The organism is Candidatus Bathyarchaeia archaeon (assembly GCA_038882715.1).
In the GTDB taxonomy this organism is placed as follows: Archaea; Thermoproteota; Bathyarchaeia; order Bathyarchaeales; family DTEX01; genus DTEX01.
In genome coordinates this window covers 17,484-33,246 of sequence record JAVZNR010000014.1, presented here as the reverse complement: position 1 = coordinate 33,246, position 15,763 = coordinate 17,484, and the positions used below count along the sequence as shown (strand labels likewise).

16 protein-coding genes are annotated in these 15,763 nt (G+C 46.4%); 8 read left to right on the top strand and 8 right to left on the bottom strand.

Translation table 11 applies throughout. The features are described from left to right. Positions 1-33 precede the first annotated feature (33 nt). A complete protein-coding gene (locus tag QXR61_07965) occupies positions 34-414 on the bottom strand; it encodes a hypothetical protein (protein MEM3757882.1) in 381 nt (126 codons plus the stop codon). Positions 415-492: 78 nt separating this feature from the next. Here QXR61_07965 and speB point away from each other — a divergent pair, with 78 nt between their 5' ends. The 5 genes from speB (at position 493) to QXR61_07940 (ending at position 6,572) form a co-directional block, all read left to right on the top strand. Further along, a complete protein-coding gene (speB, locus tag QXR61_07960) occupies positions 493-1,395 on the top strand; it encodes an agmatinase (GenBank protein MEM3757881.1) in 903 nt (300 codons plus the stop codon). Positions 1,396-1,400: 5 nt separating this feature from the next. Beyond that, entirely contained in the window at positions 1,401-3,179 is a 1,779-nt protein-coding gene (locus tag QXR61_07955; GenBank protein MEM3757880.1) for a glycoside hydrolase family 2 TIM barrel-domain containing protein, read from the top strand. A 49-nt stretch (positions 3,180-3,228) separates the two neighbouring features. Continuing rightward, positions 3,229-3,969, top strand: coding sequence for an ABC transporter ATP-binding protein (locus tag QXR61_07950; GenBank protein MEM3757879.1), 741 nt, complete (start codon positions 3,229-3,231; stop codon positions 3,967-3,969). Further along, complete coding sequence (locus tag QXR61_07945) at positions 3,933-5,156, top strand: SufD family Fe-S cluster assembly protein (GenBank protein ID MEM3757878.1); 1,224 nt, start codon at positions 3,933-3,935, stop codon at positions 5,154-5,156. Before QXR61_07950 ends, QXR61_07945 begins: the two co-directional genes overlap by 37 nt. 171 nt (positions 5,157-5,327) lie before the next feature. Continuing rightward, positions 5,328-6,572: an MFS transporter gene (locus tag QXR61_07940; GenBank protein ID MEM3757877.1), complete on the top strand. Its 1,245-nt coding sequence runs from the start codon at positions 5,328-5,330 to the stop codon at positions 6,570-6,572. Positions 6,573-6,594: 22 nt separating this feature from the next. Here the strand turns inward: QXR61_07940 and QXR61_07935 are convergent, their stop codons facing one another. Then, positions 6,595-7,530, bottom strand: a complete 936-nt coding sequence (locus QXR61_07935; GenBank protein ID MEM3757876.1) for a carbohydrate kinase family protein — start codon at positions 7,528-7,530, stop codon at positions 6,595-6,597. 175 nt (positions 7,531-7,705) lie between these two features. On the opposite strand from QXR61_07935, the gene QXR61_07930 reads away from it, so the two are divergent. The 3 genes from QXR61_07930 (at position 7,706) to QXR61_07920 (ending at position 10,098) form a co-directional block, all read left to right on the top strand. Then, a complete protein-coding gene (locus QXR61_07930; GenBank protein MEM3757875.1) occupies positions 7,706-9,088 on the top strand; it encodes an aspartate aminotransferase family protein in 1,383 nt (460 codons plus the stop codon). A gap of 127 nt (positions 9,089-9,215) precedes the next feature. After that, positions 9,216-9,860 (top strand): Snf7 family protein, encoded by a 645-nt coding sequence (locus tag QXR61_07925; GenBank protein MEM3757874.1) that lies wholly within the window; start codon positions 9,216-9,218, stop codon positions 9,858-9,860. 25 nt (positions 9,861-9,885) lie between these two features. Then, positions 9,886-10,098: a hypothetical protein gene (locus QXR61_07920; protein MEM3757873.1), complete on the top strand. Its 213-nt coding sequence runs from the start codon at positions 9,886-9,888 to the stop codon at positions 10,096-10,098. A gap of 48 nt (positions 10,099-10,146) precedes the next feature. Here the strand turns inward: QXR61_07920 and QXR61_07915 are convergent, their stop codons facing one another. From QXR61_07915 to QXR61_07890, 6 genes are all read right to left on the bottom strand, one after another. Then, positions 10,147-11,418: an NDP-sugar synthase gene (locus QXR61_07915; protein MEM3757872.1), complete on the bottom strand. Its 1,272-nt coding sequence runs from the start codon at positions 11,416-11,418 to the stop codon at positions 10,147-10,149. A 63-nt stretch (positions 11,419-11,481) separates the two neighbouring features. Further along, positions 11,482-11,862, bottom strand: a complete 381-nt coding sequence (locus QXR61_07910; GenBank protein MEM3757871.1) for a CBS domain-containing protein — start codon at positions 11,860-11,862, stop codon at positions 11,482-11,484. Positions 11,863-11,884: 22 nt separating this feature from the next. After that, positions 11,885-12,799: a DUF72 domain-containing protein gene (locus QXR61_07905; GenBank protein MEM3757870.1), complete on the bottom strand. Its 915-nt coding sequence runs from the start codon at positions 12,797-12,799 to the stop codon at positions 11,885-11,887. Between the two features lie 23 nt (positions 12,800-12,822). Then, positions 12,823-13,638, bottom strand: coding sequence for an MBL fold metallo-hydrolase (locus QXR61_07900; GenBank protein MEM3757869.1), 816 nt, complete (start codon positions 13,636-13,638; stop codon positions 12,823-12,825). Between the two features lie 75 nt (positions 13,639-13,713). Further along, on the bottom strand, positions 13,714-14,820 hold the full coding sequence (locus QXR61_07895; protein ID MEM3757868.1) for an MFS transporter: 1,107 nt from the start codon (positions 14,818-14,820) through the stop codon (positions 13,714-13,716). A 202-nt stretch (positions 14,821-15,022) separates the two neighbouring features. Continuing rightward, a complete protein-coding gene (locus tag QXR61_07890; GenBank protein ID MEM3757867.1) occupies positions 15,023-15,754 on the bottom strand; it encodes a cyclophilin-like family protein in 732 nt (243 codons plus the stop codon). Positions 15,755-15,763: the final 9 nt, after the last annotated feature.

The window sequence follows — 15,763 nt, the reverse complement described above, 5'->3', positions numbered from 1 at the left end:
TTTCAAAAATAAATTGGTTTTGGCGTAGGGACGTTATAGAAACTTGTTCCTGTTTAAGAAAACATGTATTAGTATGGCTGCGAAGAGAGCCGTGTAGAGGGCCATAGCCAGTAACATTAACGTGCTCATGAGGTCTAAGCCCATATTGAAGAGCATCAGTATCGCGGCTAACGTGATAGAGCCGAATATAAGGCTTATCAGCGACGTAAAGAGCGCCAAGTAGAAAGCCCATCTCCTCATAACTGTTATCCCATAGGAAGTAAGCATATTAAGCGCTCCGATGAGCGCTAAGTGATATGGCATATATTTTGATTGCACCATTACGATCAACAACGCTACGCCCGCAATAAAGCATGAAATTGACATCAAATATAAGCGCTTAGACATTATCGGCTTCTCATTCTTTTCGCCCATTTTGAAACACCGCTGTTTTCAGGGAGTAGATATATGATGCCCAAACGACTTATAAGTATTAACATGGAATTGTAAGACATGAGCTACCTAAATCTGTTTACTTCGATAACAATGTATTTTAGTGGCTATCAGAAGAGCCTCGAAGAATCGAGATACGTTGTATTCGGCGTACCCTTCGACGCCACAAGCACGTATCGTTCAGGAGCTAGGTTTGCGCCAGCAGCTATCAGGGAGGCTTCGCTTAACATAGAAACATACAGCTTTAGGTCTAACGTCGACATTGAGGATTTAGGGCTTCATGACTCTGGGGACTTGCATGTAAGTGGAAATTTGGAGGAAACATTGAAGAGATTGGATCTTGTCTGCCGGGACATAATGGGTTTGGATAAGATTCCCATAATTATTGGCGGCGAACACACCATAACCCTCGGCGCATCTAGAAGCATTGACGGAGAATTCGCGCTGGTTAGCTTTGATGCACATTTAGATTTAAGAGATAAGTACATGGATGAGAGAGTGTGCCACGCCACGTTTATGCGCAGAATACATGAGGAAGTTAAGCCCAAGAGAATCATTGAGGTTGGAACGAGAGCCGTCTGCAAAGAAGAACTTAATTATCTGTCTGAGGCCGACAACATTAAGTACGTGACCTCTCAGAGGATTATAAAGGATAATCTTGAGAACATTTTGCGGGAGATTAGAGGCGCGCTGTCCGACTGCAGCAAAATCTATGTTACGCTTGACATGGATGTTTTAGACCCGGCGTTTGCGCCAGCGGTTCAAAACCCGGAGCCCGAAGGATTATCTATAAGCATGCTTCTAGACATTTTGCTTGGAGTATGCGATCAACGTCTAGTTGCCTTTGACCTCGTCGAGGTGACACCACACTACGACTACGGCATAACAGCCCTACAAGCCGCCAAGATTATATTTGAGGTTCTCTCACATCTACATAGACTGAACTTGGAGAACAGGGGTTGAATTATTTGAGCATCCCTAGGCCGGAGCACCCTAGACCCGACTTCGAGAGAAAGACGTGGATAAACCTTAACGGCGAATGGCAGTTTGAGATAGATAACGCTAAAAGCGGTCTTGAGAAAGGCTGGAGCAGCGGAAAAGATTTCTCAAGAAGAATAATTGTGCCTTTCCCGCCTGAAAGCGCTCTCTCGGGTGTTGGGGAGAAAGACTTCATGGAATCCGTCTGGTATAGGCGATTTTTCAGCGTCCCGGATGAGTGGCTTGATGGCCGCATACTGCTCCACTTTGGCGCGGTAGATTATAAGGCGACTGTTTGGGTTAACGGTCATTTAGCCGGCGCTCATAAAGGTGGATACTCGCCCTTCACATTCGATATAACTGGTCTAGTGAAGCCCGGCGACAACGAGCTAGTCGTCTGGGCCCTAGATGACTGTAGGAGTGGTCTCCAGCCAACTGGTAAACAAAGCCACCGCCTAAAATCTTACGGATGCCTATATACTCGGGTAACGGGTATTTGGCAGACCGTTTGGCTTGAAGCCGTCCCACGCCAATACATAGACTACTTTAAAGTTGTGGCGGAGCCGGGCAGCGGAAGCGTCTTCGTGGAGCTTCATGTTGGGGGTGATGGGGGCAAGTATGCTGTTTCAGCTGAAATATATGATGGGGGCAAAATGGTAGCTGAGGCCCAGACATCCTCATTTAAGCCATTAAGCCACATTTATATGAGTGTTCCGGACGCGCGTTCATGGTCTCCGGAAGACCCATACCTATATAGGCTGCTCCTCAAACTTACCTCCGCAGACGGCTTAACAGACGAGGTCAGCTCTTACGTAGGTTTTCGTGAGATACGAGTATCAAAAAACAAAATTTTATTTAATAATCAAGTGCGCTTCCTAAGGCTCGTTCTAGACCAAGGATATTATCCCGACGGCATTTACACTGCGCCATCAGACGACGCTTTGAGACGCGACATAGAGCTAGCGAAGAACATGGGGTTCGACGGCGCTAGGCTTCATCAAAAGGTCTTTGAGCCGCGCTTCCTTTACTGGGCTGATAGGCTCGGCTATCTTGCGGCCGGAGAGTTTCCGGACTGGGGCGCCGATTTATCTAATGCGTCGGCTAGAGACGCCTTATTAGACGAGTGGATCAGCATTGTTAGGAGAGATTTCAATCACCCATCCATCATCATATGGACACCATTTAATGAGAGATCTATTGACGTAAACGATCATACATGCGTCGAGTTTATTCGAAGGGTTGTGCACTTAACTAAGGTTATTGATCCAACTAGGCTGGTTATCGATTGCAGCGGTTGGACACATGTCAGCGAAGAAATAGACATATATGATGTTCACGACTACGAGCAGAAACCTGAAATATTCAGGAGCCATTACGCGGATCTACCTAAGAAGACTTCAGAGCCTCTCGACCTTAGAGGATCACAAATGAATTTTTTGAGGAACCTGCCCTATAAAGGCCAGCCTTTCATCGTGAGCGAGTACGGTGGGATATGGTGGAACCCATTAGAGGCGAAACCCGGCGAGAGCTGGGGTTACGGCGAAAGGCCTAAAACAATTGAGGAGTACGTTGAGCGGTATAAGGCTTTAACTGAGAGTTTACTCTTCAATAGGGATGTTTCAGGCTTCTGCTATACGCAGCTATACGATATAGAGCAGGAAACGAACGGTCTATACACCTTTGATAGAAGACCGAAAGTGGATCCGAAGATGATATGGGGCATTAATAGGCAGAAGGCCAGCATAGAGGAAGATTCCGCTGTGAGTTAAGGGAAACGTTAATTAGCCGCCGCCCCCAACTATTTGAGGATGATTCCTTATGAGTGCGCCTATACTTGAGGTACGGCATCTAAGCGTCGAGGTTTCCGGAAGAAGAGTACTGAACGACGTAAACCTGCAGATACCTGAGGGCGAAGCCCACGTTTTATTTGGGCCGAATGGGTCTGGGAAAAGCTCGCTGATAATGGCTATCCTGGGTTTTCCAGCATATAAGATTGTTTCGGGAAAGATATTGTTTAAGGGGAAAGATATAACCAGCCTTTCAACCGATGGACGGGTTAGGATGGGTATAGGCGTAGCCTTTCAGAACCCGCCAGCAATAAGAGGTGTAAAGCTCGGCGGGATCTTAAGGCGCATGACGCCAAACGAAGAGAAAATAAATGAGATCCTCAGGAAGGTTAAGCTTCCAAGCAGTTTTCTTGAAAGAGACATAAATCTAGGTTTTTCCGGCGGGGAGATTAAGAAGTCTGAGGTGCTTCAGGTTTTAGCCCAAAACAGCGATTTTCTAATACTTGATGAGCCGGATTCCGGGGTCGATGTTGAAAACCTAAGGATTTTGGGGACGGTGATTAACGAGGCGCTGCAGGGGCGATCCGCCCTGATAATTACGCATCTTGGCGTTATATTGCAGTATATTAACGCTAATGTTGCGCATGTATTGATGAATGGCACAATAGTTTGCTCAGGTCACCCAACAAAGATACTGGGTCAAATATTAAATGAGGGTTACGCGTGGTGTGAGAAATGCCTGAAAGTAAGGACGCTGCGCTGCGAGCTATAAATAAACCGTCAGCGTTCGGGCCGGATCTGGATATAAGCCAGTACTCTAGGCAGCCTAAAAACTGGGAGCCATGTCCAGTATCAAGCCTTCCAAAGGAGATTCTGGAAAGAGCTGTCGAGGTGGGCGTTCTACCAGAGCAGGAGAGCAGGGCTGCAACCTTTTTCCAAATAGATCACTCAGTTATATTTAGAGCCGTCCAGAAGATCTTTGAGGATAAAATTGAAATTATGAGCGCTAAGGAGGCTCTTAGAAAGTATGATTGGTTGAAAGACTATTGGTGGAAGCTCGTGAGCGTTGATACGGATAAGTATACGGCCTTAGCCGAGCTTTACTGGGATCAAGGATATTTTATTAGAATACTTGAAGACCAGAAAGTCATAATACCGCTACAAGCATGCCTATTCATCTCAACCGACAATTTAAACCAGAATGTTCATAACATAATAATCGCTGAACCCGGCTCAGAGGCGCAGATAATAACCGGCTGCACCCTCCACTCCAGCGTTCAACGCGGCCTCCACGTCGGCATAACGGAGTTCTATATTAAGGAGGAAGCAAAACTAACATTCACCATGATTCATAATTGGGCTCAAAATTTCGACTCTAGGCCTAGATCCGGAGCGATGATAGAGGATAACGGCGTGTTCGTGAGCAATTATATGTGCTTCAAGCCCCTTAAGAGCCTACAAATGTATCCAGTAGCGTATTGTAGGGGCGTTAATGCGCGCGCCAGATTCAATACAATAATTTATGGGGTAGGCAACTCATACATCGATGTTGGCTCAAAGATAGTTTTGCAGAACGAGGGCTGCAGGGGCGAGGTGATATCCAGAACCATAGCGGCCGACAAGGCGCAAATATATGCTAGAGGCCTACTGCAGGGAGAGCATAGTGACACAAGAGCCCACTTAGAGTGCAGGGGGCTTCTACTTTCAGATGAAGCCATGATCTACGCTGTGCCGGAGCTTGTGGCTAAGGCTAAAGGCGCTGAGCTGTCGCATGAGGCTGCCGTCGGAAAAATATCTGAAGAACAAATTCAATATTTAATGGCTAGAGGATTCTCAAAAAGCGAGGCCGAGGCCCTAATTGTAAGGGGATTCATGGACGTAAGCATATTCGGGCTGCCAAAAGATCTCGAGGAGGAGATTCAGAGGATGGTTGACATGACAGCTGAACGCGCATTTTAAGTCTCCTATGGGAAGAAGGCTTCGTCTCCCTATCGCTTATTTATTGCTTAATGGGGCCGCATAATTTCACAGGGTTTTTAACCTCAACCTTAAATAAGTGTAGGGTTTAAGATTTAAGATGCTTTAGGCTCTAGAAGAGCGGCAATACGCTTGCTGCGAGGAATATTAGCGATGATCTCAGATTTCCTTAGACGTTTGGACAGGAGGTTTAAAGTTCTACTCTTCTCCATAGGCTTGCAGACATGGTCATCAGGCCTCTCGGCGCAGTACAATCAGCTTTACGCTGTGGCTTTGGGGGCAAACCCCGTAGAGCTGGGTTCGCTTGAAAGTGTGGGCGGGGTGGTTAGCTCAGCTTTCTCGGCCCCTGCAGGTTATCTTATAGACAGGTTTGGCGTTAAGAGGATGCTTCTCCTTGGACTGATTTTCTCAGCGCTCGTCGCCCTCCTCTACGGCTGCGCGTTAAACTGGTGGATGCTGATCCCAGCTATAATTTTGATGAGGATCAGTATGCTTCTCATAATGCCGCTAACCGACATAATAATAGTTGGTGTAACCTCCTCTGGGAGAAGAGCCTTAGCAATGAGCCTCTCACGCGTGATATGGGCTATACCAGCCCTATTCGCCCCATACTTTGCGGCGACAGTTGTATCCATTTTCGGCGGAATAAATTCGGAGGGCATAAGACCCCTCTACTTTATACAGTTAGCCGCCTCCCTAATAGCGGTAACGCTGATCCTAATTATGCTTGAGCCCCTACCAGTCCAAAAAACTTTTTCGCATCACATATCGCTAAAGCTTGACCTCATAAGAGGCTACAGGGATCTTCTGAGAAGCGAGAGATGGCTTAAGCATTGGTTAGCGGCTTTAGCAGTTATGCGTTTAGGAGGCATGTCGGCGCCCTTCATCCCATTATGGATTGTTCAGGTGAAGGGTGCTGACCAGCAGTTTTTAGGGCTAATGGGCACCTTAAGCGTGTTAGCTCAGATCCTGCTGCAGATTCCAATGGGTAGTTTAGCCGACAGAATCGGACGCAAAAAAGTCTTCTTGATCCTCCGCCCCATACTTTACGCTGGAACGTTAATGCTGATATGGGCTCCAAACCACGCGGTTTTAGCCTTGGCTGGAATATTGGGGGCGGTAGGGCTGATGGGGCCAGGTGGGTTGAGCGGAGTTGGCGGCATAAGTTTCATACCATTTATAACCATGTATTGGGAGAATTTTCCGGCCGAGAAGAGGGGGATGGTTCAGGGAATAAGCGGTCTGCTGGATTTCATAGGATCCTTGGCATCTTTGCTTGGCGGTCTTCTCTGGAGCATGGGTTACAGGGAGATGGTTATCATCCTGCCGCTTCTAGCAGACCTCTTGATTCTAGTCCCGGTCTTTATGCGTATACCGGAAGGATTGAACAAAACATAGATTGATGGTCATCATAAAGGTTTCATTTTTGCTTAACTATGTAATCTAAAATTTTTTTCTGCACTCCTCCCTCCTTTAACCCGATAACGTACTCTATTATGTCGTCCACTTTCCTAAACTTTAGATTTAGAAGCTTGCTGAAACCCCAACCAGTGCACTTTATGCTAGAGATTATGGAGGCCGCTATAACGGACTTCATTAAATCATTGGTTTGCTTGTAGGCGGCTAGGAAGGAGCCGCACCACGTGTCTCCGGCGCCAGTAGTATCTATTACTTTCTCAACCGGCATCCTTAAAGCGGGCACAACTTGGATTTCACCATTATCCTTGCTTATTATTGCGCCTAGCTCCCCCAGCGTCACTACAAGCATCCTCGACCTTAAGGTTTTTAGGGCTGCCGAGAGGCTCCTCGTATCTGCGAGAGCCTTCGCCTCAGAGTCATTTAATATGAAGAAATCGGCTTCTTGGGCGACTTCTCTGAGGATCCTTTTATTCTCTCCCCTAATATACCCTATCCAAGTGTTAACGGAGACCTTTGTTTTAGGCTTCTTCTCCCTAATTAATTCCACAATCCTCTTCACTTTAATCGGCGATATGGGCGAAATATGCAGTATGCTCTCTTGACTTAGAGATTCTACCGGTATTAGCGAAGGCGATATTTTGAGGCCAGACCCGTATTTCGCCTCTAAATATTTTGCCTCCCAAGCCTCGTTGTACTTAATGCTGAATCTTGTTGAGGGGGCTTTAGAGACCTTTAAGTAGCGTCTCGAAAACATGTCTAATATGTTTAGAAACGGGTAATCTCTGCCGACAACAGAGATCAAATAGATGTTTTCTAGAAGGGTTTTAGCGGCTACGGCAGCGTACAGCGCAGCTCCACCCGGCTGCACATTTGACCCATTAATGTTCTGAACTCTATCTACTGAAACGTGGCCCACGAAGAATATCCCATCAATCATACTTTACAATCCCACTTGCTCCTCGGTTTTCCAATTCCAAACGGTTTAATCACGCTTTATCTTCACGCGCATAGTTCATTTTCGCCTTCACACAATATTTTCGAGACTTCGAGTAAGCCTTAAAAAGTTACATAACATGGTGATATTGTGGAGAAGCATATTTGAGTGATTGAAAATGTTCTCTGAAAGCAGGATAGATTTAACATATTTGGAAAAACATTCGAAGTCTAGGGATCTATACAGTAGGGCTAAAGCTGTTTTCGCCAGAGGTGTAACGCACGACGCCCGATACTTTGAGCCTATGCCAATCTACTGTTTTAAAGCTAAGGGTTCTAGGAAATGGGATGTTGACGGAAACGAGTACATTGATTATTGGATGGGCCACGGAGCCCTCATATTAGGCCACGCCCACCCAGCCGTGACCAGAGCGGTTATAAATCAGGCTCGAAGAGGAACGCATTTGGGGGCATCCCATGAGCTTGAGATCCAATGGGCTGAGAAAGTAACGCGGCTAATTCCCTGCGCACGCGGCGGGCTAGTTGAGTTCACAAGTTCAGGCACCGAGGCAACCATGATGGCGATACGGATAGCAAGGGCATATACGGGTAAACATAAAATTATAAAGTTTCTATCCCACTTCCACGGCTGGTTTGACTACACTATAATCGATTACAATCCAGATTACTCGCCTCCTCTCTCAGGAGGTTACCCAGCCGGCATTCCGCCAGAAATATGCAAATATACTGTTGCTCTGCCACCAAACAATATTGAGGCTGTTGAGAAAACCATCGAGGGCGGCGACGTCGCGTGCGTCATACTTGAGCCCGGGGGAGCATCTATGGGGCTTATACCGATCAACGAAAAGTTTCTTAGAGACCTAAGAAAAATAACTAAGGATAGCGGCGTCATCCTAATTTTCGACGAGGTCGTCACAGGGTTTAGGGATTCTCCCGGCGGCGCACAGGAGCGTTACGGTGTGACGCCAGACATATCTACGCTAGGTAAAATTCTCGCCGGCGGCTATCCGGGCGGAGCCGTTACTGGGGGTAGGGAGTACTTGAGTATGCTTGAGTTTAGGGTTGAGGGCAGGCGCGACCTAAGGCGGATAAGTCATCCGGGAACATTTAACGCTAACCCGATCTCTGCGGCTGCTGGCAACGCTTGTTTGGGTCTAATACTTGATGGTAAGGTTCACCCGCAGATCAATAGGAAAGGCAATATGTTGAGGCGTGGCCTGAGTGATGCTATTGAAGATAGTCGTGTTGATGGAGTGGTTTGGGGTACAACCCCATCAATAATCTACGTTGGCTTTGGATTTAGTCCGGAAGACCTCAATGTATCGGACATTGAGAGCTACGTGAGGTTCCAGAAGAAAAGGGAGGAAAGCCAGAAGATTATGAGCGTTTTAGAGAAGGCTTTAATAAATAGGGGTATTCATCCAATGGGCTCAAGGTTCATTCTCTCAATCGCGCATACGCGGAGAGACATTGAGACAACAGTAGAGAAGTTTGATGAGGCTTTAAGAGAACTTAAATCTGAGGGGATACTGAGGAGTTAAGCCCATATGTTTACTTAATTCTCCATCATATTTATTGTTGAGATGAAGCGCATGTTAAGCATATAGATACCGCAATGATAATAAGGCTCAAATATTCTCAGCGCTCCACCACTTTTCGTGATTGTAAATGTCGGAATTTAGTAAGGAGTGGGAAGGAAGAGCGGAAGACAACGTAGTGGATAAGATTGTAGGTGCGGTTAAACCGAGCCAGCCGCTTAAATACAAGATTTCGCTGGCCACTAAGCGTATAGACGCGCAGATTCAGGCGCTTGAAGGCGCCATAAACGGCATGAGCCAGAGGGATAAATCCCTTTTCTCCAAGATTGTTGACGCCTACTCAAATCACGATATGAGAAGGGCGACAATGTACGCTAATGAGCTCGCTGAGCTGAGGAAAACCATGAATCTCATGCTTAACGCTAAGCTAGCCCTTGAAAGGGTTTCTCTGCGCCTCAACACGATAACATTTGTCGGCAATGTGGCAGCCGCCATAGCACCGGCTATAGAAATCTTAAAGGACATTCGATCCGGCATAGCAAGCGTTCTTCCAAGCGCCGAGCGAGAAATAGACGCGATAATAGGTGTACTTGATGAAGTGATGATTGAGTCAGGGCAGGTCTCCGGGGTAAGCTTAGGCCTAGAGGCTACAAGCGAAGAGGCGCGGAAGATACTTGAAGAGGCCGCCTTGATTGCTGAGGAGAAAACGAAGGAGAGGTTCCCAGAATTGGTGGCTTCAAAGCCCGCTGAAGCTGAGCGGGAAAAATTCGGCTAAAAACTGATATTGGAGGATGAGCCGCATGGGGCATAGATCTAGGGTGGTGCTCACACTATTAGCTATAGGTATTACAGGATTCATGCTGGGGGCCATCGCCAATATAGTATACTCTAAAGCTTTCCCAGTATTGATTGAGGTCTTCCCGCAAATTTTTTCATCCGAGTGGGCTGCTTGGGGTATTGTGGGCGCAATTCTGGCGATAGTATGCTGCCTCATATATGCTTATCTGCTCTAGCGAATAAGCCAATAGACATGTAAAGCCCAATATTTTTATGTAAAGAATTTAAATGATCGAGTTGTAGAGCGATTGTTTAGTTATATGCTTATATGGATAAATCTTTGTGGACACCACTTCGCATCCGGCATCAATAAACGCATCGTCCGCGATAACCGACACGTTGAGGATTCTAGTTTTCTCGACCTGACTCGAGTTCACTGTAACATGTCTCCCAACTATACTATCCTTTATTTCCGCGCTCTCGCCTATAGCCGATCTATCCATTACCGCTGAATTCTCTATCACGGCGTTTCTGCCAATTCTAACATAGTTATCTATGCATGAGTTAACTATTCTGGCGCCGTCAGATATCTCGCAGTGCCTCCCAATCAGAACCGAGCCCTCAACCTCTATTCTTCCCTCCCTTATCCTCCTTATTATCTCTTCCCTCCTACGTAGAGCCTCCGGGCTCTCACCCTGTATCCATATCCTCTCGCCTTCTGAAATCCTACCCCCAAAGTCTTGCAGAGCCCTTAACTTGCCGTCTAGGATCCCCCTCATAGCCTCTAAATACCTTTCCGGGGTTCCGACATCGTACCAGACCCCGCTTAAAACGTAGCCGTAAACGGGTCGACCTGTCTCTATGAGGTATGGTATGAAGTCGTAGCCGAAATCTAGCCGCTTATTTTTATGCATGATCTCTTGAACCCCGCTTTCCTTAAAGACCTCTTTGACCTCGGGGCTGAATAAGTAGAGCCCGGTGTTAGCTAGGTTTGACGGCGCTTCTTTTGGGCTTGGCTTCTCAACAAACTTTGAGATCCGCAGATCATTATCGATTTTAGCGACCCCGTAGCCAGTTACATCTGAAACTGGCATAAGACCAACCGTTAAAAATGCCTTCTTCTCCTGATGAAACCTAAGCATACTCTCTAAATCTATGTCAAATATGTTGTCTCCCTGAACCGCGAATATAGGGTCTTTAATATCATAGTACTCTATGTTTATGCGGACTGAGTCGGCGCTCCCATAATCATCTATATTGGGCTGATACTTTATGTGAACCCTTGGAGCAATACCATACTTTGCCGAGAAGCCCACGCCCGACTCAAAGTGATCATACAGACTCCTGTAATTCGTGTAGCCTTTAACCCCAAAAATGAAGTTTCTAACACCCTGCTTAGCCAGCGTTAACAGCGATATCTCTACAAGCGGAACATTAACAAGCCTAACGCAGGCCTTAGACACCTCCGCAGTTAATGGTAGCAGCCTTTTCGCCACGCCGCCCACGGGAATTATAACCCTTAATTCTCCCGGAGAGAACGTAGATCCGACCACCATCGTCTCTCACCTACCCTAAGCATTAAAAAATAATGGAAGGTTGAAATCTGATGAGAGCGCTGCTCATCGAGATGCTAGCGCGTCGAGAACTCTCCTCTCAGTTACTATGCCTACAAGTCTACCCTTCCTTGTGACACCCAGCCTCCTTATCTTCTTATCGCGCATAAGAGCCAGAGCGTCTCTCACGGTTTTATCTGCTTCAATCGATATTAGGGGCGAGGACATTATCTCCTCAGCCCGGATTTTATTTGGATCCCTATTGGATCTAGCAATCTTTTCAACTATATCTCTTTCAGTTATTATACCAACGGGATTGCCGCCGCTCATAACTATGACCGCACCAATATTGTTCGTAATCATTTTCTCGATAACCGATGAAACGCTATCCGAGAAGAGCGCGGTAACTGGAGGGCTCCTCATTATGGTTTCAACAGAATCCTTCAATCCCAAAACCCATCACAATTTACTATATGGAAAACTCATTATTTATTTTTATCTCTTCGAGAACATTCTCCGGGCTTTTATAGGTTTTCGCCGGTATACTTGCCAATAATTCTTTAAGCCTAATCTGCCGCCCATCCTCAAACTCGATTAATCTCCAACCGACCTTATCGGCTAAAGAGTTTTTCGTTGCAGGGTAACGTACCCTGCTAATAATGGATTTTATGGAGTTGACGCCGAAGCTCTCATGTAACCGCGGAAAACATCCTTCTTTAATAAATGATACAAATCGTCTAGCGTCCTCAAACATCGATAAATTATTGAAGAGAACATAGACGCTTCTCTCTGAACCCTCGAACCCCTTAACTACCTCATATAAGGCTCGCAGCTCATCGTTCGTGTACTGATAGTAATACATGCGTTCACCCAACCCGTGAAGGCGAAAGTAGGCTACATTAGACACATAGGCCGGCATAAGCCTCAACGGGTCGGTCACATGCGTAACCGCTAGCTCGCTTAAAACATCCCTAAGCCTTTTAAATCCATCTTCGCTCTCCCAAGAAGGCCCACGTGTTTCCCAGACAATTGTGAAGTCTTCGCGGTTTATGCCCTTAAAGAACTCTTTCGCCTCATTGAGGTGATCTACTATGAAGGATGCTGGGGTCTGTATAACTATTATCTTTGCCTCCAGTACGCGGCATATCTGCTTAATTTTCTCAAAGGGTTCAGCGGCCTGATCCACTTTCAGCCTGTATTTGTGGCTTATGTCCTGATGGGCCTTTACGGTGAACTCAAAATCTTTGGGAGCGTTTTTCCGCCACCTGCTAACGGTTATGGGCGATGGATAAGTGTAGAAAGTGCTGTTCAACTCAACTAAGCTGAATGTTTCATAATATTTTTTCTGGGAAACTGGGTAACCGCAACATCCAACCTTAATCATTTCCAGCACCCCACATGCAATTCTTAAATTTCTATTGATAGCCCATCGTACGCGACCTCTATTCCCTCTGGAAGTAGTTTAGCGGTCAACTCGTCATGTAGTAGGAGGCCGTTGTGGGAGAAATGCGTAGCTATAAATATCGTGTCTCTATCAGCAATGCCTTTTAAAACCATTTTCCTCTTCACCTCTATAACCTCCTTTAAACCCATATGATATTTCATCGATGAAGCGGCTCCCATTGTGCAGTCTAGAACAGCTAGATTCAGCCTATAGCCTTCCAGCGCCCTCCAAGTCTCTTCCGGAAACCATCCTGAATCATATCCATGCAGGAAGACCTTGCCTCCAGATTCAAATAGGTAGAGGAAACATGTTTGGTTAGGATCATGATCGGCTAGGAGGGCTGTGACCTTAAACTCCCCCGCTTTTACGGTTTCGAAAGGCCTTAAATCGTGGAGAATTAAGCCTAAATTTGATTGTTCTCCCACAGATCTTGTAATGTACCCTATAACTTCTCGGCTGCCATATACATGTAGATCGCCTCCATCCCGCATATGGGCGAAGGGGGGACGCCTCATAAATAGATCGTCTGAGTGAAGGTGATCGTAGTGCCCATGGGTTATAAAAAGGTATTTGATGTCGGCAAAGTTGAGGTTGTACCGTAGCATGTGTAGGTATGTGTCCGGGGGCCAGTCAACCTTATATGCCCCATTAATGTGAATGGAGCTTCTAGACCGCAGATTCCTTCCGCCAAGAGCCCTAGCCCTCGCGCAAGCATCACATCTGCAGAATATGGCGGGCCAACCTTCAGCCGCACCTGTGCCGAGAAAAAGTATATGCATTTTAAACACCTCAAACATCTAGGTATGTTCGATTAAACCTATATTTTTCTTTAACCATTCATCCGCGTAAAATGTTTAAACAAATTTTCTTCGAAATCTTTTTGAGTAGAAAATGTGGAATTGAGCAGCGTTGAAGAAGAAGAGTGAAGCCCCTATAACGAATGGCGTATAAAACTGCGATACCTGGAAGAAGTGTCCTACCGCGGTTGGCGAGATGGATCTGACAAGAGTTCGAATAGAGTTGCTCACCCCCACCAGCGAGCCCACCGTTGACTCGTCCGCTATCTCCGTCGCGAACGCCTGCCTTAAAGGCATGCCGATCTCGACGAGAACCATGTAAAGTATGAACATCAAGCTTGCGGCGCTAAAGTTTTCAGCAACAGCTAGAAGCAGCGAGCAGAGGCCAGAAGCCGCGCGCACCGCTATTAAAGGCTTTACGTAGCCGAGCCTCGATATTAATAGAGGGGCCACTAAATATAATGGTATTGGCAGAAATCTAGCTAAAGCGTATACTGGCGCTAAATCCTCGGAGCTGGCGCTAAACCTTAGATAGAAGTAGAGGGGGGCTAGAGAAGATACGAAACCCATGGCTAACCCGTCAGTTGATCTAATGAATGAGTAAACGGCTATCTCCCTTAACGCTGAAGGCTCTTTAACGCTGGATGCGGATTTTCGGTTTTCCCCCACCTTTTTCCCACCGCTTACATCTCTAAGCAGAGCTGTTAGAGCTAGGGAAAAAGCGCTTAGTAGGAAACCAGTCCAAAAGAGCCTTATGTGCGCCTCGACATCGCTGAAACCTAAAGCTTCTCTCAAGTATGCTGGCAGAGCGGCGAGCAGAGAGCCTATAGAGGATGCTAGGGCGTTCGTGACAGCTATTAGGCTGAATATATGGGCTCGTTTAACACCATCCCTTTCCCTGTCGGAAATATATCCTGAAACTACAGGTTGACCTGCGCCAGCCCCTTCACCTAAAGCACCTAATCCCTGCGCCACTGTGAGAACCCAGAAATCTTTACTTAGAGCATAAAGTAGGAATCTAATGGCTGCCATAAGGTTGCCTAACGCGAGAAATATTTTTCTACCGTACTTGTCTGAAAGCACCCCGAAAAGAGTGGATTCAACGACGCTTACTCCGAACCCCACGCTCGTTATAATACCTATAGATATAGGGTCAAAACCTATAAGCGCAAGATAGATTGTACGGGTGACTTCTAGGAAGCCTTGAGCAACCCGCCTAAAAACATGCTGAGCATCAGCAGAGCGTAATCCTTATCCAAGTCTTTAAGGCATATCTTGTAAATTTTTTGAAGCCGCATCATTCCGAATCTTTTGTCTAAGCTTAATTTTTAAAGTAACCCATTCTAGAAGGGGTGCCGTAAGGCGGTTAGTCTGCCAAAAGCATTTTCATGATTTTGCAGTAGAGCGCGCTCATCTCGTTTATGGCTTCCTGCAGCTCATTTTTGCCGCTTACAAAGCCAGTTATAGCTATCCAACCATCTTCACTTAAATCTAAACGCGAGCATTTTCCCTGATTTGCAATCCTCTTTAGCTTCTCTATGATTTTTAGCGTCAAGGGGTCGTAATCTCGTGGAAATAATGGTTCGCTCTCAATGTGCGCGCCGTTATCCTCCACATAAAGTTTGAAGGCAAACCTCTCCCCATCAATATTTTTGACGGCTTCTACGATTCGTTCTCCATTGTACATGGGGGTTGAAGCCTTAAATCCCAGCGCTTTAAGCGTTGAGACCACGCCGGAATATGGTTCATAGATCCTGTGAAGTTTAACTGTTGCCTCAGCCCCATCTTCAACCTCCATAAGATCGCTTAGAACGCCCACGTAGGAGCCTAATTGGTACACTAAGCTGTATGGTTGGCTAACCCCATAAAATACGCAGAAGCCCTTCTCCTGAGGCCAATAATATACTCCGCCCGGCTCAACCCTTATTTGGCCGCTTAGACCGGAGACATCTATTTCGATCGGCGTTAGAAAGTAGATTTCCTCCTTCCAGACATTTAAGCTCGTGTTGAACGGTATTTTACCGCGGAGAGCATTCTCAAATCTATCATCTATCTCCATTACGAATGAGGATTCGCCGCAATAAACTTCAAGCATCATAACCCATCA

Excerpts from the sequence above, each read along its gene's own strand:
- QXR61_07965 (MEM3757882.1), bottom strand. The coding sequence starts at position 414 with ATGGGCGAAAAGAATGAGAAGCCGATAATGTCTAAGCGCTTATATTTG.
- speB (MEM3757881.1), top strand. The coding sequence starts at position 493 with ATGAGCTACCTAAATCTGTTTACTTCGATAACAATGTATTTTAGTGGC.
- QXR61_07950 (MEM3757879.1), top strand. The coding sequence starts at position 3,229 with ATGAGTGCGCCTATACTTGAGGTACGGCATCTAAGCGTCGAGGTTTCC.
- QXR61_07945 (MEM3757878.1), top strand. The coding sequence starts at position 3,933 with ATGCCTGAAAGTAAGGACGCTGCGCTGCGAGCTATAAATAAACCGTCA.
- QXR61_07940 (MEM3757877.1), top strand. The coding sequence starts at position 5,328 with ATGATCTCAGATTTCCTTAGACGTTTGGACAGGAGGTTTAAAGTTCTA.
- QXR61_07935 (MEM3757876.1), bottom strand. The coding sequence starts at position 7,530 with ATGATTGATGGGATATTCTTCGTGGGCCACGTTTCAGTAGATAGAGTT.
- QXR61_07930 (MEM3757875.1), top strand. The coding sequence starts at position 7,706 with ATGTTCTCTGAAAGCAGGATAGATTTAACATATTTGGAAAAACATTCG.
- QXR61_07925 (MEM3757874.1), top strand. The coding sequence starts at position 9,216 with ATGTCGGAATTTAGTAAGGAGTGGGAAGGAAGAGCGGAAGACAACGTA.
- QXR61_07920 (MEM3757873.1), top strand. The coding sequence starts at position 9,886 with ATGGGGCATAGATCTAGGGTGGTGCTCACACTATTAGCTATAGGTATT.
- QXR61_07915 (MEM3757872.1), bottom strand. The coding sequence starts at position 11,418 with ATGGTGGTCGGATCTACGTTCTCTCCGGGAGAATTAAGGGTTATAATT.
- QXR61_07905 (MEM3757870.1), bottom strand. The coding sequence starts at position 12,799 with ATGATTAAGGTTGGATGTTGCGGTTACCCAGTTTCCCAGAAAAAATAT.
- QXR61_07900 (MEM3757869.1), bottom strand. The coding sequence starts at position 13,638 with ATGCATATACTTTTTCTCGGCACAGGTGCGGCTGAAGGTTGGCCCGCC.
- QXR61_07890 (MEM3757867.1), bottom strand. The coding sequence starts at position 15,754 with ATGATGCTTGAAGTTTATTGCGGCGAATCCTCATTCGTAATGGAGATA.